Origin of the sequence: Streptomyces avermitilis MA-4680 = NBRC 14893, from assembly GCF_000009765.2 — a bacterium.
Classification (GTDB): Bacteria; Actinomycetota; Actinomycetes; order Streptomycetales; family Streptomycetaceae; genus Streptomyces; species Streptomyces avermitilis.
Genome location: NC_003155.5, coordinates 3,311,635 through 3,333,214, shown reverse-complemented (window position 1 = coordinate 3,333,214; position 21,580 = coordinate 3,311,635). Strand labels below are relative to the sequence as shown.

Here is a 21,580-nt window from a genome sequence, read left to right as displayed (position 1 = left end):
GGCCGCCGCGGACTCAAGGGTCCGCGGCGGCCCTGTCGTGTACCCGGGGGCTTGCGGGTGATCGGCGAGGTCGGCCGGCGCGATGTTTGAGCAGTGTTCAATGTGACATGACCCAAGTTCATGGATCAATGTTCCCGTTCGGCGAGTGTCGTGGTTAGAGTGGTGCTCTAAATCGCGGAAACGCAAGGAGGTGTCGTTCACGTGCGGCTGACCCCCACGGAACGTGACCGGCTGCTGCTCTTCGGGGCCGCGGAGCTGGCCCGGGCGCGCAGGGCGCGCGGTCTTCGGCTCAATGTGCCGGAGGCGACCGCTCTCATCGCCGACACCGTCTGTGAGGCCGCCCGGGACGGGCGCCGGCTCGCCGAGGCGATCGCCGCCGCGCGAGCCGTGCTCGGCCCGGACGACGTACTGCCGGGCGTCGCCGACATCGTCACCGAGGTGCATGTCGAGGCTGTCTTCGACGACGGTTCGCGGCTCGCGGTGGTGACCGACCCGATCGGGGGAGGGCTGGGCGACCAGGCTCCGGGCGCGCTGCTGCCGGGGCCGGAACACACCGAGCCCGAGGCCGTCGTACGGGTGCTCGTCACCAACACGGCCACCGTGCCCGTCTCCGTCACCTCCCACTTCCACTTCTTCGAGGCCAACCCGCGGCTCGACTTCGACCGCGCGGCCGCCTACGGCATGCGGGCGGCCGTGCCCGCGGGCTCATCGGTGCGGTTCGGGCCGGGGGAGAGCGTCGAGATCGGGCTCGTGCCCGTCGGCGGCGACCGGATCGCGATCGGGTTCGCCGGTCTGGTCGACGGGCCGCTGGACGCGCCTGGGGCGAAGGAAGAGGCCCTGCGCAGGGCCGCCGCCTGCGGATATCTCGGAGTCGAGCAGCGATGAATCCCTACGCATACGCCGCCACCCACGGCCCCCGGGCCGGCGACCGGGTCCGCCTCGGCGACTCGGGGCTGACGATCCGCGTCGAGTCCGACGCCCAGCAGTACGGGGACGAGTTCCTCGCCGGGTTCGGCAAGACCGCCCGCGACGGACTGCACCTCAAGGCCGCGGCCGTCCGCGACACCTGTGACGTCGTCATCAGCAATGTCGTCGTGATCGACGCGGCGCAGGGCATCCGGAAGGTGTCCATCGGGATCCGGGAAGGCCGGATCTGCTCGATCGGACGGGCCGGGAACCCCGACACCCTCGCCGGGGTCGACGTCGTGGTCGGCACCGGCACGTCCATCGTCTCCGGAGAGGGGCTGATCGCCACCGCCGGAGCCGTCGACACCCACGTCCACCTGCTGTCGCCGCGCATCATGGAGGCCTCCCTCGCCTCCGGCGTGACCACGGTCATCGGCCAGGAGTTCGGGCCCGTGTGGGGCGTCGGCGTCAACTCGCCCTGGGCGCTGCGGCACGCGTTCAGCGCCTTCGACGCCTGGCCGGTCAACATCGGCTTCCTGGGCCGGGGTTCGTCGTCCGACCCGGCGCCCCTGGTCGAGGCACTCGCCGAGGGCGGCGCGTCCGGCTTCAAGGTCCACGAGGACATGGGCGCCCACACCCGTGCCCTCGACACCGCGCTGCGCGTCGCCGAGGAGCACGATGTGCAGGTCGCCCTGCACAGCGACGGACTGAACGAGTGCCTCTCGGTCGAGGACACCCTGCGGGTCCTCGACGGGCGCACCATCCACGCCTTCCACATCGAGGGCTGCGGCGGCGGGCACGTACCGAACGTGCTGAAGATGGCGGGCGTCCCGAACGTCATCGGCTCGTCCACCAACCCGACCCTGCCCTTCGGCCGGGACGCGGTCGCCGAGCACTACGGGATGATCGTCTCCGTCCACGACCTCAAGCCCGACCTGCCCGGCGACGCCGCCATGGCCCGCGACCGGATCCGGGCCGGGACCATGGGCGCCGAGGACGTGCTGCACGACCTGGGCGCGATCGGCATCACCTCGTCGGACGCGCAGGGCATGGGGCGGGCGGGCGAGACCGTGCGACGGACCTTCGCGATGGCCGGGAAGATGAAGGCCGAGTTCGGCGCCCCCGAGGACCACGACAACGCGCGCGTCCTGCGTTACCTGGCCAAGCTGACCATCAACCCCGCCCTCGCGCACGGGCTCGCCCACGAGGTCGGCTCGATCGAGGTCGGCAAGCTCGCCGACATCGTGCTGTGGCGCCCGGAGTTCTTCGGCGCCAAGCCGCAGCTCGTACTCAAGTCGGGCTTCCCCGCGTACGGGGTCGTGGGCGACCCGAACGCCGCGACCGACACCTGCGAACCCCTCGTCCTCGGGCCGCAGTTCGGGGCGCACGGGGCGACGCCCGCCGAGATCTCGGTGGCCTTCGTGGCGCAGGCGGCGCTCGACCAGGGCAACGACCGGATGCCGACCCGCCGACGGAGGGTCGCCGTGCGCGGCACCCGCGGCATCGGCCCCGCCGACCTGCGCCTCAACTCCCGCACCGGAGCGGTCGACGTCGACCAGCGCACCGGCCTGGTCACCCTCGACGGCGACCCGATCCGTTCCGAGCCCGCCGACTCGGTCTCCCTCAACCGCCTGTACTTCCTCTAAGGACCCGCCATGAGCACCCCCGCCGCCGACGGCTTCCGCATGCCCGCCGAGTGGACCCCGCACGAGCGCACCTGGATGGCGTGGCCGGGCCCCAACCCCACCTTCGACCACCCCGACGACCTCGCCGAGTCGTGCCGGGCCTGGGCGGATGTGGCCCGCGCGATACGCCGCTTCGAGCCGGTCACCGTCGTGTGCGGGCCGGGGCGGTCGGCCGAGGCGCGAGACCTGCTGGGCCCGGGCATCGACACCGTCGAACGCGACCTCGACGACGCCTGGATGCGCGACATCGGTCCCACCTTCCTGACCGACGGGAAGGGCGGACTCGCCGCCGTCGACTGGACGTTCAACGGCTGGGGCGCCCAGAGCTGGGCCCGCTGGGAGCACGACGCGAAGATCGCCGCGTACGTCGGTGACCTCGCCGGCGCGAAGACGTACGCCTCGAAGCTGGTCAACGAGGGCGGCGCGATCCACGTCGACGGCGAGGGGACGGTCCTGCTCACGGAGACCGTGCAGCTCGGTGCCGAGCGCAACCCCGGCTGGACCCGCGAGCAGGTCGAGACGGAGATCCACGCCCACCTCGGGACCAGCAAGGCGATCTGGCTGCCGCGCGGACTGACCGGCGACTACCCGCCGCACGGCTTCGGCACCCTCGGCCATGTCGACATCGTCGCCGCCTTCGCCCGCCCCGGCGTCGTCGTCGCGCACCACCAGCCGGACCCGGCCCACCCCGACCACGAGGTCAGCAAGGAGGTCATCGGCCTGCTGAAGGCGGCGACCGACGCGCACGGCCGGCGCATCGAGGTCGTCGAGGTGCCCGCCCCGACGGTCCTGGAGGCGGACGGCCACTGGGCCGACTACTCCTACATCAACCACTACCTGTGCAACGGCGGCGTCGTGCTCTGCGGCTTCGACGATCCGCGCGACGAGACCGCGGCCGGGATCTTCCGCCGCCTGTTCCCCGAGCGGACGGTGACCCTGGTGGACGCCCGTACGATCTTCTCCGGAGGCGGGGGCATCCACTGCATCACCCAGCAGCAGCCGAAGAACTGAGGAGTCGGACGATGGCCGGTGCGGGCCGGGCGCGGAAGAACGCGCCGCCGCGCGAGGAGGTCCTCGCCGCCGCCATGGACATGATCGCCGAGCGCGGTCTGGAGAAGCTCACCATGGCGGCGCTCGGCCGCGAGGTCGGCATGAGCAGCGGCCATCTCCTCTACTACTTCCACTCCAAGGACGAGCTGCTGCTCCAGACCCTGGAGTGGAGCGAGGGCCGCCTCGGCATCGAGCGCGGGCGGCTCCTCACGCGGACGGCCCCGGCCCGCGAACGGCTGGACGCGTATGTCGACCTGTATGTGCCCGACGGCCATCGCGACCCGCACTGGACGCTCTGGCTGGAGGTCTGGAACCACTCGCAGAACGCCGACGAGCAGGGCCGCGAGCGACAGGCGGCCATCGAGGGCGCCTGGCACCGCGACCTGGTGGCACTGCTCGCGGAGGGGGTCTCCCGGGGAGAGTTCCGCCCCGTGGACCCGGACCGCCTCGCGGCCCGGGTGCGCGCGCTGCTCGACGGCTTCTCCATCCACGTGGCGATCGGCCTCCGCGGCACGGACCGGGGGCAGATTCTCGGCCACGTACGGGAGTTCCTCGATGAGTCGCTGGGGCGACCGGGTCTCGCGGACACCTGATCACCCGTCCGGGTTGTACGTAAACGAGCGCATTGACCCGGGGTGGGTGATGCGGTTGCATCCCGGTGAGCCCTCGGTGCGGGGCCGGGGGGAAAGACAAGGTTCCGGGGGGAAACCATGTCCATGGCCGCGCGTGTCTCCAGCAAACGCCCTGAGGGCGTCCTCGACGCCAAGGGCGGCGCGTATTCACGCGACCTGAGCGTCTACGTGACCTGAAGCGCCGGCCGCCCGCGCCGCGTCGCCGACGCACCGGCCGCGGCAGTGGACCCCGGGGGGCCCTGCCCTCCTGCACATCCGCACCGCCACCCGCCACCCGCCGCCCGTCACCCGCCGTTCGGCGGGGCCGACGGGCTGCCGCTGCCGACGGCCCTGGCGGCCCCGGCGGGCTCGACGGCCCCGCCGGCGCCGTGAGCGCCGACCGACGGGCGGGCGGCCGTGATCGGTTCGACGTCCGACGGCCTGGTGCCCGGCAACACCGACATGCCGGCAACACCGACCACCGCGCTGACAGCGCTTCGTACGCCGCACCCGCCGACCGGAGGAGAAAGCATGCACCCGCGCACGAGAACCGCCCCCGCGCTCCTGTTCGCCGTCTGTCTCACGGCTCTCGCCGCGTACCCGGCGGCCGCCGACGACCCGGTGCCCACGACGGAACGCGTCAGCGTCACCCTCGACGGCGCCCAGATCGACGACCCCTCGTACCGCCCGCAGCTGACCTCCAAGGGCGGCGTCGTGTACACCAGCGACGGACCCGTCTGGAGCACCGACCACAACGGCGTGTCCGACGCCTACCGCAACAGCGAACGCGTCAGCTACAACATGGGGGCCGCCCGCTCGTACGACCCCTCGGCCTGCCACACCGCCCGGATGATCGCCTTCGTCTCCGACCGCACGCCGGCCGGCGGCACCACGCCCTCGGTCTACGTGCGCAACACCCCTGTCGGCAAGCTCTCGTACGCCAGTCACGGCTACCAGGGCGTCCCCTTCACCTGGGCGGGGCAGCCCGCGATGAGCGCCGACTGCCAGTGGATGGCCTTCAGCGCCACCCTGCCGGCCACGCCGGACCACGTGGAGCAGCCGCGCGTCTACCGCTACCGCATCTACGACGGCACGATCGAGCAGGTCAGCCCGGACTCGGCGGACGGATCCCGGGCGGCGGTGCGTCCGTCGATCAGCGCGGACGGCCGGTATGTCGCCTACCAGTCGTCGATCCCGCATCCGGGCGGCCCGGCCAACGACAGCGACATCTATGTGCGCGACCTGGAGACCGGCACCCTGGAGAAGGCGTCCGTGGGACGGCACGGCCGCCCGGCCGACCGCGCCTCCACCGGCCCGTCGCTGAGCGCCGACGGACGGCACGTCGCGTTCGACTCCTACGCCTCGAACCTCGCCCCCGGCGACACCAACGGCACCGTGAACGTCTTCGTCCGCGACCTCGACGCGGGCACCACCCGCCTGGTCAAGGGCGCGGGCCGGCACGCCTACACCGCCGAGGCCGCGCTGAGCGGCGACGGGCTGCACCTCGCGTACGTCTCGGCCGGAATCCGCGGCTCCCGCGGCGTGCCGGCCGTGTACCTGCGCGACCTGGCCACCGGCAGAACGCGGTTGATCAGCGTCGACACCCGAGGACACCGCAACGACCGGGCGGCCGGCAACCCGTCCGTCAACCCGGACGGCACAGCGGTCGCCTTCGACTCCGCCTCGCCCGACCTCGTCCCGGGCGACACCAACGGCACGGTGGACGTGTTCCTGCGCCGACTGGGTTCCCCCGAGGCGTGAACGCAATGAACGAAACCCGAGGCGCTCTTGTCGCGGCCGTGATCAGCGGGCACGTTACCGCTCATGGCACTCATGGGACGAGAGCACTGGAAGACGATCTGGGTCGGCTCGGCCGGCAACATGGTGGAGTGGTTCGACTGGTTCGTGTACGCCAGCTTCGCCACGTATTTCGCGGGGGCCTTCTTCCCTGACGGGAACCCCACGGCCCAGCTCATGAACACCGCCGGCATCTTCGCGGTCGGCTTCTTCATGCGCCCGGTCGGCGGCTGGCTGCTGGGCAGAGTCGCCGACCGCAGGGGCCGCAAGACCGCGCTGACCCTGACGGTCACGCTGATGTCGGCGTCCGCGGTCCTCATCGCGATCGCGCCGACGTACGCCGTCGCGGGCTACGGCGGCGCGTTCGTGCTGCTCCTCGCTCGCCTGCTGCAAGGGCTCTCGGTGGGCGGTGAGTACGCGGCCAGCGCCACCTACATGACCGAGGCGACCGACCCGAAGAAGCGCGGATTCGCCTCCAGCTTCCAGTACGTGTCGATGACGGTCGGTCAGCTGATCGGCCTCGCCCTGCTGATCATCCTCCAGCGCACCCTGTCCGAGGACGCGCTGGCCGGCTGGGGCTGGCGGATCCCGTTCGTCGTCGGCGCGGCGGGCGCGGCAGTCGTCTTCTACCTGCGGCGCACCATGCTGGAGAGCGAGGTGTACGAGGAGTCGGCCGACGGCGACGCCGCGGTCGGCGAGAAGGGCTCGCTGCGCGCCCTGTGGGAGCATCGCCGTGAGGCGTTCCTCGTCGTCGCACTCACCATGGGCGGCACGCTCGCCTACTACACGTACACGACGTATCTCACGAAGTACCTCTCGAACACGGCGGGCCTGCCCAAGCAGACGGCCACCCTGGTCTCCTTCTGCGCGCTGCTGGTCTTCGCCTGCGTCCAGCCGCTGGCCGGAGCCCTCTCCGACCGGATCGGCCGCCGCCCGATGCTGATCACCTTCGGTGTCTGCGCGACCTTCCTGACGGTCCCGGTGATGACCCTCCTGTCGAAGGTGGACAGCTTCTGGCCGGCCTTCGGGCTCGCGCTCTTCGCACTGGTCATGATCACGCCGTACACGGCGCTGAGCGCGGTGGTCAAGGCGGAGCTGTTCCCCACCGGCGTCCGTGCCCTGGGCGTCGCCCTGCCCTACGCCCTCGCGAACTCCCTCTTCGGCGGGACGGCGGAGTACGTCGCCCTGTGGTTCAAGGACGGCGGGATCGAGTCCGGCTTCTACTGGTACGTGGCGGCCTGTGCCGCCGTCTCCCTCGTGGTGTACGTCACCATGCGGGAGACCCGGGACGTGGATCTCCACCGTGTCGGCGACGGCCGGAAGTCTTCGCACGAGCGGACGGCCCGGCTCGCATCCTGAGACACCGGTGAGCGCGGGGGCGGTCTGTGCCAGACTGCCCCCGTGCTCTCGTTCGCCATGATTATTGGCAGCAGGCGCGCCGGTCCGCAGTGACCGCCACGTACCACTACGTACGGGCGGACACCGTCGTCCTCGACCCGCGCGCAGACCTCTCGCACCCGCGAGGGGTTTTTCTTTTTCCCGGCCCCACCTCATGCCGGGAAGGGAGCGCGAGGGATCATTGCCATCGGGGGACGGTGGAACCGGTCATTCCGGTAGACCGAGATCCAACATCAGGAGCCAGAGACCATGACGGAAACCAGCGAACTCGACGATTCGTTCCACGTCTTCGACACGACCCTGCGCGACGGCGCACAGCGCGAGGGCATTAACCTCACGGTCGCCGACAAGCTGGCCATCGCACGGCACCTGGACGACTTCGGCGTGGGCTTCATCGAGGGCGGCTGGCCCGGCGCCAACCCGCGGGACACCGAGTTCTTCGCCCGCGCCCAGCAGGAGATCGACTTCAAGCACGCCCAGCTGGTGGCCTTCGGAGCCACGCGCCGCGCGGGCGCCAAGGCGAGCGAGGACCCGCAGGTCAAGGCGCTGCTGGAGGCGGGCGCCCAGGTGATCACCCTGGTCGCCAAGTCGCACGACCGCCATGTCGAACTGGCTCTGCGCACGACGCTCGACGAGAACCTGGAGATGGTCCGCGACACGGTCTCGTACCTGTGCTCCCAGGGGCGCCGGGTCTTCGTCGACTGTGAGCACTTCTTCGACGGTTACCGGGCGAACCCGGAGTACGCGAAGGCGGTCGTACGGGCCGCGGCCGAGGCCGGCGCCGATGTGGTCGTGCTCTGCGACACCAACGGCGGCATGCTCCCCGCCCAGGTCCAGGCGGTCGTCGCCACGGTCCTCGCGGACACCGGTGCCCGGCTCGGCATCCACGCCCAGGACGACACGGGCTGCGCGGTGGCGAACACGCTGGCCGCGGTGGACGCGGGCGCGACCCATGTGCAGTGCACGGCGAACGGGTACGGCGAGCGGGTCGGCAACTCCAACCTGTTCCCGGTGGTGGCGGCCCTGGAGCTGAAGTACGGCAAGAAGGTGCTCCCCGAAGGCGCGCTGCGCGAGATGACGAGGATCTCGCACGCGATCGCCGAGGTCGTGAACCTCACCCCCTCCACGCACCAGCCGTACGTCGGTGTCTCGGCCTTCGCGCACAAGGCGGGCCTGCACGCCTCCGCGATCAAGGTCGACCCGGACCTGTACCAGCACATCGACCCCGAGCGGGTCGGCAACACCATGCGGATGCTGGTGTCCGACATGGCGGGCCGCGCCTCCATCGAGCTCAAGGGCAAGGAGCTCGGCGTCGACATCAGCGGCGACCGCGAGCTGGTCGGCCGGGTCGTGGAGCGGGTGAAGGAGCGCGAGCTCAAGGGCTACACGTACGAGGCGGCGGACGCGAGCTTCGAACTCCTGCTGCGCGCGGAGGCGGAGGGCAAGGCCCGCACGTACTTCGAGGTCGAGTCCTGGCGGGCGATCGTCGAGGACCGCCCGGACGGCACCCACGCCAACGAGGCCACGGTCAAGCTCTTCGCCAAGGGCGAGCGGATCGTCGCCACCGCCGAGGGCAACGGCCCGGTCAACGCCCTCGACCGGGCCCTGCGCGTCGCCCTCGAAATGATCTACCCCCAGCTCGCCAAGCTGGAGCTGGTGGACTACAAGGTCCGCATCCTGGAGGGCAAGCACGGCACGTCCTCCACGACCCGCGTGCTCATCTCCACCTCCGACGGCACCGGTGAATGGTCGACGGTCGGTGTCGCGGAGAACGTGATCGCCGCGTCCTGGCAGGCCCTGGAGGACGCCTACACGTACGGCCTGCTGCGGGCCGGCGTGGAGCCGGCCGAGTAGTCCGGACTCACTGGAGCTTCCACTTCTGGTTGGCGGCGCCCGTGCAGGACCAGATCTGCGCGCGGGCGCCGTTGGCCGAGGAGTTGCCGGTCACGTCGAGGCACTTGTCGGCGGCCGTGTTGACCACATCACCCGTCGAAGCGTTGTACGACCATCGCTGGGCCGCCGTGCCGTTGCAGTCGTACAGCTGGATCTTCGCGCCGTCGGCCGTCGAGGCCGAGGTGACGTCCAGGCACTTGCCGAGGGCCTGCACGGAACCGTCGGCCTTCACCGTCCAGCGCTGGGCGGTCGAGCCGTTGCAGTCGTACAGCTGCACCGCCGTCCCGTTCGCGGACGAACTGCTCGCCACATCCAGGCACTTGCCCGCGAGCCCCACGAACGAGCCCGTCTGGTCGCCGCCGCCCGACTGGGTCCCCGACCAGGTGAACGTCGCCGACGTCTTGCCGGGCAGCGAGTACGTCGCGTGCTGCGAGCCCCAGTTGAGGGTGACCGTCTTCGCCGTCGACGCGTCGTTGTACGCGATCAGCGCCTTCGAACCGTCCGGATTGCGCCACGCCACGTTCGGCACCGACGCACTCGCCGTCGACGCGACGCGCTGCGCACCCGGGCGGACGAACTTCGTCAGGTGACCCATCGTGTAGTACTCGACCGTGTAGTCGACGGTCCCGCTCGCGCCGTCCCCGTTGTGCACGGTGACCAGACCCGTGCAGGTGCCGCAACCTCCGTTGTGCGGGCCCATGTTCTGGTCCACGGCGAGCGACCACTTGGTCACCGACTTCGCCCAGTTCCGGGTGTAGTCGATGATGTTGGACATGTCCTCGCGCTGCTGGTTGGCGATCCAGGTGCCGCCGGAGTGCTCGGTGCCGAAGGCGTCGAGGGTCGGGTACTGGTTGTGCACGGACGTCTGCTTGGCGATGTCACCGCCGTAGCCGTGCCAGGCGATCCCGCCGAAGTTGGGGTGCGAACGCACCGCCGCGTCGTCGACCGTCGAGGCCGCGTAGGAGTCGTAGACGTCCCAGTTCCAGTCGTGCGCGAGGACCTTGGTCGTCAGGCCCGCCGCCTGGAGCTTCGGCAGCAGCTCGCTCTTGGTGAAGTACGCGAGCCCGCTGGCGTTCCAGCTCATCGACGGGTAACCCGAGCAGCACGTCGGCTCGTTCTGCGCGGTCACGTACGAGACGTTGACGCCCTGCGCCTTGTACGCCTGAAGGTACTTCACGAAGTAGTTGGCGTACGCCCCGTAGTCCTCCGACTTCAGCCAGCCCCCGTTGAGCGAGCCGCTGTCCTTCATCCAGGCCGGCGCCGTCCATGGCGAGGCCATGACCGTCAGAGAGGGGTTGAGCTGGAGCGCCTGCTTGGTGAGCGGCACCACGTCGGCGAGGTCGTGCGCGATGGAGAAGCTCGTCAGGTTGGGGTCGGTCTGCCCGGCCGGCACGTCGTCGTACGAGTACCCGTACCGCGCCAGGTCGGAGGCGCCCATCGGATTGCGCAGGAACGACAGCCCGATCCCGTCCGTCGGCGAGAACAACTTGGTCATGGCCGCGTTCCGGGTCGTCGCGGACAGCGCCCCGCTGCTGTTCATCAGCCAGGCCGCGGTGTCCGTGAAGGACGCGCCGCCACCGGTGAATGTCTGGTACCGGGTGTTCTCGTCCACGGTGATGTTCTCGCCGCTGCCGCCGCTGCCGGACTGGAAGGCGAACGGCGTCTGGGCCTGGAGCCCGCGCACGACATGGCGTCCGCCGGTGTCGTCCGTCGTGGTCAGCCAGGCGGTGACCTGTTCGCCCGCGGCGTGCGCGGGCGCGGTCGAGACGGCGGTCAGCCCGGCGGTGCTGAGCAGCCCGGCGAGCAGAAGCCGGGCCGCCCGAGTGGATCTCCTCATGGCGCGTCGCCCTTCTGGGGTGGGGGAGTGGGGCGTGCGAGGCGTGAGTAAATGACGGCCGCGGACGCGCGTCAAGGGGTTGCGTGTTCAAGGGCTGAAAGCACAACAGCCCTGATCCAGCCGGAGATCGGGTGTGTACCTGTTCTGACGTGAAGTCTTGACGGCCGCACGGGGCACCAGTTAACTCACGCCGTGATCTAAGTCGTAAGAGCACGAAGAGAGTCGAGGGAAGGTCCATGCGAAGAACCGCCCTGCTCGTCTCGGCCGCCATGCTCACCGGGCTGCTGCCCCTTGCCGGAGCCGCGGCCGCCGTCGGCGCGGACGACCCGGCGCCCGTCCCCGTCGACCAGTTCGAGGGCGAAGTCCCCTTCGCCAGTCCGCCCGCCGAGGGCATCTTCACCTGGGGCGGCGACACCGACGACCCGCCCCAGCTCGCCCTGACCGCCCGCGCCGACGCGCCCGAGGGCGACAAAGTCCTCACCGGCACGTACGACATCAGCGGCTACGGCGGCTTCACCCACGACTTCGCCTTCGACCGGCCCGCCCACGACTGGTCCGCGCACCAGGGCATCCGCTTCTGGTGGGACGGCCGGGGCAACGGCAAGAAGGTCGCCTTCGAGATCAAGGACGGCGGCGCCAACGGCGAGGCCTCCGAGCTGTGGACGACGTCCTTCACCGACGACTTCACCGGCTGGAAGCAGATCGAGATCCCGTTCACCGACTTCACTTACCGTACGGACTACCAGCCCGTCGGCGGCATCGACCAGGTCCTCGGCCTCACCGGGATGTGGGGGTACGCCGTCACGCTTCCGGCCGGCGTCAAGGGCCAGTTCGCCATGGACGGCGTCGAGTTGTACGGCAGGGGCGATCAGTCGCTGCGGGCCTCCGTGGTCACCGACTCCGCCGTTCACCCGGTGAAGGAGGGCCGCACGGCCGACGTGCGGGTCTCCGTCGCCACCACCGGTTCCGCCCCGATCGACGAGCCGGTGACCGTCGCGTACGAGGCGACGGGCGGTACCGCGGAATCCGGCAAGGACTACACCCCGGTCAAGGGCTCGGTCACCTTCCCGGCGGGCACGGCGTCCGGCACCTCGCGCACGATCCAGGTGCCCACGCTCAAGGACAGGTCCGCAGAACCCGCCGAGACGATCCCCCTGAAGCTCACGGTCACCGGCGCGAAGGCCCCCGCCGAGACCCCGCAGGTCGTCATCGACGCGCACGGGCTGCCGTATCTGGACCCGAAGCTGCCGGTGAAGAAGCGGGTCGCCGACCTCGTCTCGCGCATGTCCCTGGAGGAGAAGGCCGGGCAGATGACCCAGGCCGAACGCGGCGCGCTCACCGCGCAGGGCGACATCGCGGCGTACGACCTCGGCTCACTCCTGTCCGGCGGCGGCTCGACCCCGACGCCCAACACCCCCGAGGCGTGGGCGAAGATGATCGACGCCTTCCAGCTCCGGGCGCAGGCGACACGGTTCCAGATCCCGCTGATCTACGGCGTGGACGCCGTGCACGGCCACAACAACCTCACCGGCGCGACGATCATGCCGCACAACATCGGCATCGGGGCGTCCAGGGATCCTGGGATCGCCCGGCGGACCGGCGCGGTGACCGCCGCCGAGGTCCGCGCCACCGGCATCCCATGGGACTTCGCCCCTTGCCTGTGCGTGACGCGCGACGAGCGCTGGGGCCGCTCGTACGAGTCCTTCGGCGAGGACCCGGCCCTCGTCAAGTCCATGGAGACGGTCATCCAGGGCCTCCAGGGTGCCCGTGACGGCAAGGACCTGAAGGACGACGACAAGGTGCTGGCCACCGCCAAGCACTTCGTCGGCGACGGCGGCACCGCGTACGGCTCGTCCACGACGGGCACGTACACCATCGACCAGGGCGTCACCAAGGTCACCCGGCAGGAGCTGGAGGCGGTGCAGCTCGCGCCGTACCAGACCGCCGTGGACCGCGGTATCGGCTCGGTCATGCCCTCGTACTCGTCGCTCGACATCCTCGGCGACGGCCAGGGCGCGGTGAAGATGCACGCCCGCGCGGACATGATCAACGGGGTGCTGAAGGACCGCATGGGCTTCGACGGCTTCGTCATCAGCGACTGGAAGGCCATCGACCAGATCCCCGGCGACTACGCGTCCGACGTCCGTACGTCCATCAACGCGGGCCTCGACATGATCATGGTCCCGTACGAGTACAAGGACTTCCGTACGACGCTGATCGACGAGGTGAAGGCCGGCCGCGTCAGTCAGAAGCGGGTGGACGACGCCGTATCCCGCATCCTCACCCAGAAGTTCAAGCTCGGCCTCTTCGAGAAGCCGTACGCGGACACGAGCGGCGCGTCGCGGATCGGCTCGTCCGCGCACCGCGCCGTGGCCCGTGAGGCGGCCGCCGAGTCGCAGGTGCTGCTGAAGAACGCGGGCGGGGTGCTGCCGCTGAAGAAGTCGCAGAAGGTCTACGTCGCCGGTTCGAACGCCGACGACCTCGGCAACCAGACCGGCGGCTGGACGATCACCTGGCAGGGCTCCTCAGGGAAGCACACCGACGGCACGACGATCCTGGACGGAATGCGCAAGGCCGCGGGTTCCGGGGGCGCCGTCACCTACTCGAAGGACGCGTCGGCGCCCACCAGCGGCTACGACGTCGGCGTGGTCGTCGTCGGCGAGACCCCGTACGCCGAGGGCGTCGGCGACGTCGGCAACGGCAACGACCTGGAGCTGACCGCCGCGGACAAGGCCGCCGTGGACAAGGTGTGCGGCGCCATGAAGTGCGCGGTGCTGATCGTCTCCGGACGGCCCCAGCTGATCGGCGACCGGCTCGGCGACATCGACGCGCTCGTCGCGTCCTGGCTGCCGGGCACGGAGGGCGACGGCGTCGCCGACGTGCTGTACGGCAAGCGGGCGTTCACCGGTCAACTCCCGGTCACCTGGCCGAAGTCGGAGGCCCAGCTGCCGATCAACGTCGGTGACACGACGTACGATCCGCAGTTCCCGTACGGCTGGGGTCTGACCACGCTGACGAAGGTGCCGGCCGGCGGTGCGGCGACGCTGAAGGCACTGGCGGTCGCGGCGGCGGTGGCCGAGAGGACCGGTTCCGGCAAGGCCGGACGCGCTCTGGTCGGCAAGGCGCGGCTGCTCGTCCAGCAGAAGGCCGGATCGGGACCGGGGATCACCGCGGCGGTCGCGGGGCCGTTCGCCGACGCGGACCATCTGCTGCTGACCGGGAAGTACGGGGCGGCGGTCGCGAAGCTGACGGAGGCCTACCGGGCCGCCTGACGCACCTCGGCCCTCAGCCCCCGGTGGTCGGTGCACCCGCGCGGCCTGCACCCGCCCACCAGGTTCGATGTCCAGTTTTGCCTACCTTCGGGTAGGTTCGATGGTATGAAGGCCGTGCTACTCCCAGGAGTCCGGCTCCGCGGGCTCTTCCTGTCGCTGATCGCGCTGGTGGCGGCCGCTCTGGCGGTGCTGTCCACCGGGGCGCCCCCGGGGCATGCGGCCACGAGCGTGTCGGCCGTGGCCGAGGCCCTTCGCGAGAGCCCGGTGTACGTGGACCCGGCGGCGTCCGCGCAGCTGTCCGCGGCGGACGCGGACGCCCTCGCCAAGAAGATCGAGGACGCCGACAAGCCGGTCTTCGTGGCCGTCCTGCCGGCCGGCTTCCCGACGCGGAATCTCTTCACCGATCTCCGTACGGACACCGGCGTCACGGGCCTGTACGCGATCCGCCTGGGCGACCGGTTCGACGCGCGGGCCGACTCCGCGGTGCTGTCCCGCTCCGCTGTGCAGAACCTGGTCAAGAGCGTGCAGGGCGAGGACACCAAGACCCAGCTGAACGACTTCACGGACCGCGCGCTCAGGAACATGGGCGGCTCGGCACCGTCGAGCTGGGACTCCTCGGGCGGCGGCGGGGTGTCGTCGACCTCCCTGATCGGGGTCGGCGCGGTCCTGGTGGCCGGTGGGGCCGGCGCGTACACGCTGGTCCGGCGCAACCGCCGCCGCAAGGAGGAGGAACAGCGGGCGGCGCTGGACAAGCTGCGCGTGGTGGTCGACGAGGACATCACGGCCTTCGGTGAGGAGCTGGACCGCCTGGACTTCCACCCGGCCGAGGCGGGCGCGGACGACGCGATGCGCGCGGACTACGAGCGTGCGCTGGACGCGTACGAGCGGGCGAAGTCGTCCATGGCGGCGGCTGAGCGCCCGGAGGACGTACGCGCCGTCACCGAGGCGCTGGAGGACGGCCGTTTCTCGCTCGCGCAGCTCGCCGCCCGCCGGGAGGGCCGCCCGCTGCCGGAGCGCCGCGCGCCCTGCTTCTTCGACCCGCGGCACGGCCCGTCGGTCACCGACGCGACGTGGACGCCCGCGGGCGGCGCGCCCCGCGAGGTCCCGGTCTGCGCGGCGGACCGGGCGCGCCTGTCCGACGGACTCGCCCCGGCCGTCCGCGAGGTCGACACGGAGTACGGCCGCCGCCCGTACTGGGACGCGGGCCCGGCCTACGGCCCCTGGGCGGGCGGCTACTTCGGCGGCGGACTCCTGCCGGGGCTGCTGGTCGGCACGCTGCTCGGCGGCATGATGTCCAGTCCGTCGTACGCGTCCGACTACGGCTCCGGGTACGGCGACTTCGGCTCCGGCGGCTACGCGGGCGGCGACGTCTCGGGTGCGGACTTCGACGCGAGCGACTTCGGCGGAGGCTTCGGTGACGGCGGGGGCGGTGGCGGGGACTTCGGGGGCGGCGGGGACTTCGGCGGGGGCTTCTGACCGCCGCCGACATCGATGACGCCGAGGCCGCCGCCGCCCCGTTGGACCGTGGGCTTCCGGAGTCCTGCCGTGACACCGGGCGCCATGGAGCGGCGGACGGGGCCGGACGTCACGCCTGCTTGATCGCCGAGATGTCGAACACCAGCTTGATCTTGTCCGACACCAGCACCCCGCCCGTCTCCAGCGCCGCGTTCCACGTGAGGCCCCACTCCGAACGCAGGATCTCCGTCTTGCCCTCGAAGCCGACGCGCTCGTTGCCGAACGGGTCCCTGGCCGCGCCGTTGAACTCCAGGTCGATGCTGAGCGGCTTGGTGACGCCGAGGAGCGACAGGTCACCGGTGATCCGGTAGTCGTCACCGCCCAGCGCCTCCGCCTTGGTGGAGCGGAAGGTCATCGTCGGGAACTCGTCCGTCTTGAAGAAGTCCGAGCTCTTGAGGTGGGTGTCGCGGTCCGACGAGCCGGTGTCGATGCTGTCCATCCTGACCTCGATCACGGCGCTGGACTTGGCCGGGTCCCCGCCGTCCAGGTGCAGGGTGCCCTCGAACTCCTGGAAGCCGCCCTTGACGTTCGTGACCATCGCGTGCCGGGCGACGAAGCCGATCGTCGTGTGCGCCGGGTCGATCGTGTAGGTGCCGGTCAGCGCGGCCAGCTCCGGGCTCACGGCGGCCGTGGGGGCGGTCGCGGTCGTGCTGGTCGTGTCGGTCGTGTTCTTGCGGCCGAAGATACCCATGACGTGCTCCTTGGGGAGAGACTGTTTAACGTTCAACGAGGTCAACAGGGGAGACGGTAGACCTATTCCGTACGGGTTTCAACTTAATCCGCTGCGCGTTCACGACGTTACGCCGCGCTCGTCGGCCCCGCCCTCTGGCGGACGCGCGTAGAGGTCGGGCACCATCTCCCTGCGCCACCTGCACAGCCGCCCCACAGAAAAGTCGGCAAGCACGGCCGTCCGCAGGAAGGGTTCCCCATGCAGTTCCGCAGGAAATTCCGCTCCGCCCTGACCGCCCTCGCCCTCGTCGTCGCCCCGGGCGTCGCCGTCGTCGGTACCGCCACCGACGCCTTCGCCGTCACCAAGATCAGCCACGCCACCGCCACCTCGATGTTCCGCGGGGCAGGCATCACCTGGTCCTCCTCCGGCGGCTGCTCCGACCGCAACAACCCCAGCTGTACGTCCTTCGAGCAGCTCAACCTCGCCACCGCGCAGGGCGCCCAGACCCTCAAGCAGGCCACCGGGTGCGCGCTCAACATCACCGGCGGCACGGAGACCGGCCACGCGAGCGGCACGTACTCGCACTGGAACGGCTACAAGCTCGACTACGGCAAGAGCACCTGCGTCACCACCTACATCAAGAACACCTTCACCTACATCGGCCTGCGCGGGGACGGAGCCCCGCAGTACCGGTCCGGCTCCGGCAACATCTACGCCGACGAGGGCAACCACTGGGACGTCCTCTACTACAACTGCGGCGGCTGCTGACCCCCGCCACTCGCAGTACGCGTACGGGGCGCCTGGTTCCGCTCCGGCCGCCGGGGTGGTACACGGCATGCACATGACTCCCAACCGCCGTACGTTCCTCCGCGCAGCGGTCCTGGCGGCCGGCATCACGGCCACGGTCACCGCCACCGGCGCCCCGTCCGCGTACGCCGACGACGAGTACGACACCCTCCGGCGCCGTTGGCTCGTCCTCGCCCTCGGCGCCGGATACGACCCCACCGCCGAGCCCTACGCCTCCCGCCTGCGCCGCACCGGGGAACTGGCCCGCGGCTACCGCGCCACCATGGCCCCGGCCGCCGCCTCCCTCTGGCCCGGCCACCCCTTCGACCCGCCCTCCGGCATCACCCAGAGCTACAGCCGGCTCTGGACGATGACCCAGGCCTACGTCCAGGAAGGCACCGGCTCGACCGGCGACGCGGGCCTGCTCGCGGACATCGTCCGGGGCCTCGACCACGTGAGCGCGACCGTCTACAACCCGACCACCACCCGCTACGGCAACTGGTGGGAGTGGCAGATCGGCAGCCCCCGCCTCCTCATGGACATCGTCGCCGCCCTGCACGATCGGCTCTCGGCCGCGCGGCGAGCCGCCGCCTGCGCCGCCGTCGGCCACTTCATCCCCGACGACATGCTCCGCGACTACTCCGGCACCTCCACCGGCGCCAACCGCGTCGACCTCTGCCGCGGCGTCGCCCTCAGCGGCATCCTGGGCCGGGCCCCCGACAGGATCGCCCTCGCCCGCGACGCCCTCTCGCCCGTCTTCCCGTACGTCACCCAGGGCGACGGGCTCTACGCGGACGGCTCGTTCGTCCAGCACACCTGGGTCGCCTACTCGGGAACGTACGGACAGGTGTTGCTCGACGGGCTGGGCCGGCTGTTCAGCCTTTTCGCCGGTTCCACCTGGGACGTCACCGATCCGAACCGGCAGATCATCCTCGACAGCGTCGAGCAGGCCTACGCGCCCCTCATCCATGACGGCCTGGTCATGGACAGCGTCAACGGGCGGGCCATCAGCCGCGGTTACCTCAAGAGCGACGACCTGCACGTCATGCGCGGCGACCACTTCCACGGGCAGGCGCTGATCGCCGCGATCGCGCTGCTCGCGGGCGGCGCGGGCCCTCAGGAGCGCGCACGGTGGCACGCTCGGATCAAAGGGTGGATCGAACGGGACGACGTCACGCCGATCCTGACCGCACCCCAGTTCGGGGTCGCGGACCTGGCCCGGCTGCACGCCGTCGCGGACTCCGGCGTCCGTGCCGCTCCCGAGCCCGCCGGGCACCACCTCTTCGCCCACATGGACCGCGCCGTCCACCGGGGCCGGGGCTTCGCCGCGAACATCTCCATGTCCTCCGAACGGATCGCCTCGTACGAATGCGGCAACGGCGAGAACCCCCGCGGCTGGCACACCGGCGCCGGAATGCTCCTCTGGTGGAGCGGCCGGACCGACCAGTACACGGACTGGTACTGGCCCACCGTCGACTGGTACCGGCTGCCCGGAACGACCGTGTCCACCAAGCGGCTCGCCGACCGGGCGGGCGGCGAGTGGGGTGAGCCGAAACCGGCCGTGCGGTGGGTCGGCGGCGTGACGGACGGCGTGTACGCGGCGGTCGGCCAGCAGGTGAAGGGGCTCGGATCGACGCTGGAGGCCCGCAAGTCGTGGTTCTGTGTGGCGGACTCCGTGATCTGTCTGGGCGCGGGGATCACCTGTAGGGACGGCGTACCGGTCGAGACGGTGGTGGACAACCGCAATCTGGGAGAGGGCGGCACGCAGGCCTTCGTCCGGGGGCACGGCTGGGCGCACCTGGAGGGCCACGGCGGCTGGGTGCTGCCCGCCGGCGGCGAGCTGCGCGCCCTCCGCGAGGACCGCACCGGCGCCTGGTCCGACATCAACACCACGAGTACGACCGAGCGTCGCACCCGGCGCTGGCAGACGCTGTGGCTGGACCACGGCACGGACCCCGTGGACGCGACGTACGCCTACGTCCTGCTGCCCGGCGCGAGCCGCGCGCAGGTCGCCGCCCACGCGGCCGACCGCCACCGGCTGTCGGTCCTCGCCAACGACGCCCGCCGGCAGGCCGTCCACGTCGGCTCCCTGGCCCTCACGGCGGCCAACTTCTGGTCGGCCGGCACGGCGGGCCCGCTGGCCGCCTCGGCGGCCGCGAGCGTGCTCGTCCGCCGCCGGGGCCGGACCGCTACGCTCTGCGTGAGCGAGCCGTCGCGCACGGGACAGCCCCTGGAGATCGTCTGGGATCATCCCGTAGGGCGGGTCGTCCGCGCGGATCCGGCCGTCGACATCGTCGCCGCCGGCCGCCGACTGAGGGTCCGTGTCACTCCAGGGATGGCATGTGCCACGCACAAATGTGAGGTGACTCTCAGCTGAGGACTTTGTTGGGCTCCTACAAGCAACAACCCCTCTGAGCAGTCAGATCGGCTGCATGCGCGTGGGGTTCTGTTCAGGGGCACCAGGAAAACGGGCCGGAGACTGTACGGAGTCGACGGCTCGCTTTTCTTCGTGGGCTTCGTAAGGTCGCTACATGACCGTTTTGGACGAGACGCCGGGTGAGACGTCGGGTGAGCCGACGGACGCGCGCGGGCGCGTGGCCGAACTGCACGAGATCCGCGCGCAGGCGCTGGCCGGCCCCAGCGAGAAGGCGACCGACGCGCAGCACGCCAAGGGCAAGCTGACCGCCCGGGAGCGCATCGAGCTGCTGCTCGACCCGGGGTCCTTCCAGGAGGTCGAGCAGCTGCGCCGGCACCGGGCGACCGGGTTCGGCCTGGAGGCCAAGAAGCCGTACACGGACGGTGTGATCACCGGTTGGGGCACGGTCGAGGGCCGCACGGTCTTCGTCTACGCGCACGACTTCCGCATCTTCGGCGGCGCTCTCGGCGAGGCCCACGCCACGAAGATCCACAAGATCATGGACATGGCCATCGCGGCCGGGGCCCCGCTGGTCTCCCTGAACGACGGTGCGGGCGCCCGCATCCAGGAGGGTGTCAGCGCTCTCGCGGGCTATGGCGGCATCTTCCAGCGCAACACCAAGGCGTCGGGCGTGATCCCGCAGATCAGCGTGATGCTGGGCCCGTGCGCGGGCGGCGCGGCGTACTCGCCCGCCCTGACGGACTTCGTGTTCATGGTCCGCGAGACCTCGCAGATGTTCATCACCGGGCCGGACGTGGTCAAGGCGGTGACGGGCGAGGAGATCACCCAGAACGGCCTCGGCGGCGCCGATGTGCACGCCGAGACGAGCGGCGTCTGTCACTTCGCCTACGACGACGAGGAGACGTGCCTCGCTGAGGTGCGCTACCTGCTGTCGATGCTTCCGCAGAACAACCGGGAGAACCCGCCGCACGCCGAGTCGAGCGACGCGGCCGACCGGCGCTCGGACGTCCTGCTGGACCTGGTCCCGGCGGACGGCAACCGGCCGTACGACATGGCCAAGGTCATCGAGGAGCTGGTGGACGACGGGGACTTCCTCGAGATCCACGAGCGCTGGGCCCGCAATATTATCTGCGCACTGGCCCGTCTCGACGGCCGTGTGGTGGGCATCGTCGCCAACCAGCCGCAGACCCTGGCCGGGGTCCTGGACATCGAGGCGAGCGAAAAAGCTGCGCGCTTTGTCCAGATGTGTGACGCTTTTAACATCCCGATCGTGACCCTCCTGGACGTCCCGGGGTTCCTCCCCGGAGTCGACCAGGAACACGGCGGAATCATCCGGCACGGAGCGAAGCTGCTCTACGCGTACTGCAACGCGACCGTGCCGCGGATTTCGCTGATCCTGCGCAAGGCGTACGGAGGCGCGTACATCGTCATGGACAGCCAGTCCATCGGTGCCGATCTCACCTACGCGTGGCCGACCAACGAGATTGCCGTGATGGGCGCGGAAGGCGCCGCGAACGTGATCTTCCGCCGTCAGATCGCCGAGGCCGAGGATCCGGAGGCCATGCGGACCCGCATGGTCAAGGAGTACAAGGCCGAGCTGATGCACCCGTACTACGCCGCGGAGCGCGGCCTGGTCGACGACGTCATCGATCCGGCGGAGACCCGCGAGGTGCTCATCAAGTCCCTCGCGATGCTGCACACCAAGCACGCGGATCTGCCCTCCCGCAAGCACGGCAACCCGCCGCAGTAACCCTGCGGATCCTCCGCGGTACCCCCGCGGAAA

Annotated in this window: 14 protein-coding genes; 12 read left to right on the top strand and 2 right to left on the bottom strand. The window is 70.7% G+C overall.

Annotated features, from left to right (window positions below):
• The first annotated feature begins 201 nt into the window (after nucleotides 1-201).
• The 7 genes from ureA to cimA all read left to right on the top strand — a co-directional run bounded on the left by ureA (nucleotide 202) and on the right by cimA (nucleotide 9,301).
• Nucleotides 202-885 carry an urease subunit gamma gene (gene ureA / locus SAVERM_RS14160; protein ID WP_010984148.1) on the top strand — a complete coding sequence of 228 codons (684 nt, stop codon included), beginning with the start codon at nucleotides 202-204 and terminating at the stop codon, nucleotides 883-885.
• Nucleotides 882-2,552, top strand: a complete 1,671-nt coding sequence (locus tag SAVERM_RS14155) for an urease subunit alpha (RefSeq protein ID WP_010984147.1) — start codon at nucleotides 882-884, stop codon at nucleotides 2,550-2,552. Before ureA ends, SAVERM_RS14155 begins: the two co-directional genes overlap by 4 nt.
• A 9-nt stretch (nucleotides 2,553-2,561) precedes the next feature.
• On the top strand, nucleotides 2,562-3,602 hold the full coding sequence (locus SAVERM_RS14150; RefSeq protein ID WP_010984146.1) for an agmatine deiminase family protein: 1,041 nt from the start codon (nucleotides 2,562-2,564) through the stop codon (nucleotides 3,600-3,602).
• Nucleotides 3,603-3,613: 11 nt separating this feature from the next.
• Nucleotides 3,614-4,234, top strand: a complete 621-nt coding sequence (locus tag SAVERM_RS14145; RefSeq protein ID WP_010984145.1) for a TetR/AcrR family transcriptional regulator — start codon at nucleotides 3,614-3,616, stop codon at nucleotides 4,232-4,234.
• A 549-nt stretch (nucleotides 4,235-4,783) separates the two neighbouring features.
• The gene (locus SAVERM_RS14140; RefSeq protein WP_107083029.1) at nucleotides 4,784-6,013 is read left to right on the top strand and encodes a TolB-like translocation protein; all 1,230 of its coding nucleotides are present in this window, start codon (nucleotides 4,784-4,786) and stop codon (nucleotides 6,011-6,013) included.
• Between the two features lie 72 nt (nucleotides 6,014-6,085).
• On the top strand, nucleotides 6,086-7,408 hold the full coding sequence (locus SAVERM_RS14135; RefSeq protein WP_037649802.1) for an MFS transporter: 1,323 nt from the start codon (nucleotides 6,086-6,088) through the stop codon (nucleotides 7,406-7,408).
• Nucleotides 7,409-7,696: 288 nt separating this feature from the next.
• The gene (gene cimA / locus SAVERM_RS14130) at nucleotides 7,697-9,301 is read left to right on the top strand and encodes a citramalate synthase (protein WP_010984142.1); all 1,605 of its coding nucleotides are present in this window, start codon (nucleotides 7,697-7,699) and stop codon (nucleotides 9,299-9,301) included.
• A gap of 7 nt (nucleotides 9,302-9,308) precedes the next feature.
• On the opposite strand, the gene SAVERM_RS14125 is transcribed toward cimA, so the two are convergent.
• Entirely contained in the window at nucleotides 9,309-11,177 is a 1,869-nt protein-coding gene (locus tag SAVERM_RS14125; RefSeq protein ID WP_037649748.1) for a ricin-type beta-trefoil lectin domain protein, read from the bottom strand.
• Nucleotides 11,178-11,413: 236 nt separating this feature from the next.
• On the opposite strand from SAVERM_RS14125, the gene SAVERM_RS14120 reads away from it, so the two are divergent.
• Both SAVERM_RS14120 and SAVERM_RS14115 read left to right on the top strand, forming a co-directional pair.
• Nucleotides 11,414-14,449, top strand: a complete 3,036-nt coding sequence (locus SAVERM_RS14120; protein ID WP_010984140.1) for a glycoside hydrolase family 3 protein — start codon at nucleotides 11,414-11,416, stop codon at nucleotides 14,447-14,449.
• A gap of 105 nt (nucleotides 14,450-14,554) precedes the next feature.
• On the top strand, nucleotides 14,555-15,925 hold the full coding sequence (locus SAVERM_RS14115; RefSeq protein WP_010984139.1) for a hypothetical protein: 1,371 nt from the start codon (nucleotides 14,555-14,557) through the stop codon (nucleotides 15,923-15,925).
• Nucleotides 15,926-16,034: 109 nt separating this feature from the next.
• On the opposite strand, the gene SAVERM_RS14110 is transcribed toward SAVERM_RS14115, so the two are convergent.
• Complete coding sequence (locus tag SAVERM_RS14110) at nucleotides 16,035-16,655, bottom strand: YceI family protein (RefSeq protein WP_010984138.1); 621 nt, start codon at nucleotides 16,653-16,655, stop codon at nucleotides 16,035-16,037.
• Between the two features lie 237 nt (nucleotides 16,656-16,892).
• Between SAVERM_RS14110 and SAVERM_RS14105 the strand changes: the two genes are divergently transcribed.
• From SAVERM_RS14105 to SAVERM_RS14095, 3 genes are all read left to right on the top strand, one after another.
• Nucleotides 16,893-17,402, top strand: a complete 510-nt coding sequence (locus tag SAVERM_RS14105) for a hypothetical protein (protein WP_010984137.1) — start codon at nucleotides 16,893-16,895, stop codon at nucleotides 17,400-17,402.
• 73 nt (nucleotides 17,403-17,475) lie between these two features.
• Nucleotides 17,476-19,797, top strand: coding sequence for a polysaccharide lyase 8 family protein (locus SAVERM_RS14100; protein WP_037649800.1), 2,322 nt, complete (start codon nucleotides 17,476-17,478; stop codon nucleotides 19,795-19,797).
• Between the two features lie 217 nt (nucleotides 19,798-20,014).
• The gene (locus SAVERM_RS14095; protein WP_171033235.1) at nucleotides 20,015-21,547 is read left to right on the top strand and encodes an acyl-CoA carboxylase subunit beta; all 1,533 of its coding nucleotides are present in this window, start codon (nucleotides 20,015-20,017) and stop codon (nucleotides 21,545-21,547) included.
• Nucleotides 21,548-21,580 lie beyond the last annotated feature (33 nt).

Excerpts from the sequence above, each read along its gene's own strand:
- SAVERM_RS14155 (WP_010984147.1), top strand. The coding sequence starts at position 882 with ATGAATCCCTACGCATACGCCGCCACCCACGGCCCCCGGGCCGGCGAC.
- SAVERM_RS14150 (WP_010984146.1), top strand. The coding sequence starts at position 2,562 with ATGAGCACCCCCGCCGCCGACGGCTTCCGCATGCCCGCCGAGTGGACC.
- SAVERM_RS14145 (WP_010984145.1), top strand. The coding sequence starts at position 3,614 with ATGGCCGGTGCGGGCCGGGCGCGGAAGAACGCGCCGCCGCGCGAGGAG.
- SAVERM_RS14140 (WP_107083029.1), top strand. The coding sequence starts at position 4,784 with ATGCACCCGCGCACGAGAACCGCCCCCGCGCTCCTGTTCGCCGTCTGT.
- SAVERM_RS14135 (WP_037649802.1), top strand. The coding sequence starts at position 6,086 with ATGGGACGAGAGCACTGGAAGACGATCTGGGTCGGCTCGGCCGGCAAC.
- cimA (WP_010984142.1), top strand. The coding sequence starts at position 7,697 with ATGACGGAAACCAGCGAACTCGACGATTCGTTCCACGTCTTCGACACG.
- SAVERM_RS14125 (WP_037649748.1), bottom strand. The coding sequence starts at position 11,177 with ATGAGGAGATCCACTCGGGCGGCCCGGCTTCTGCTCGCCGGGCTGCTC.
- SAVERM_RS14120 (WP_010984140.1), top strand. The coding sequence starts at position 11,414 with ATGCGAAGAACCGCCCTGCTCGTCTCGGCCGCCATGCTCACCGGGCTG.
- SAVERM_RS14115 (WP_010984139.1), top strand. The coding sequence starts at position 14,555 with ATGAAGGCCGTGCTACTCCCAGGAGTCCGGCTCCGCGGGCTCTTCCTG.
- SAVERM_RS14110 (WP_010984138.1), bottom strand. The coding sequence starts at position 16,655 with ATGGGTATCTTCGGCCGCAAGAACACGACCGACACGACCAGCACGACC.
- SAVERM_RS14105 (WP_010984137.1), top strand. The coding sequence starts at position 16,893 with ATGCAGTTCCGCAGGAAATTCCGCTCCGCCCTGACCGCCCTCGCCCTC.
- SAVERM_RS14100 (WP_037649800.1), top strand. The coding sequence starts at position 17,476 with ATGACTCCCAACCGCCGTACGTTCCTCCGCGCAGCGGTCCTGGCGGCC.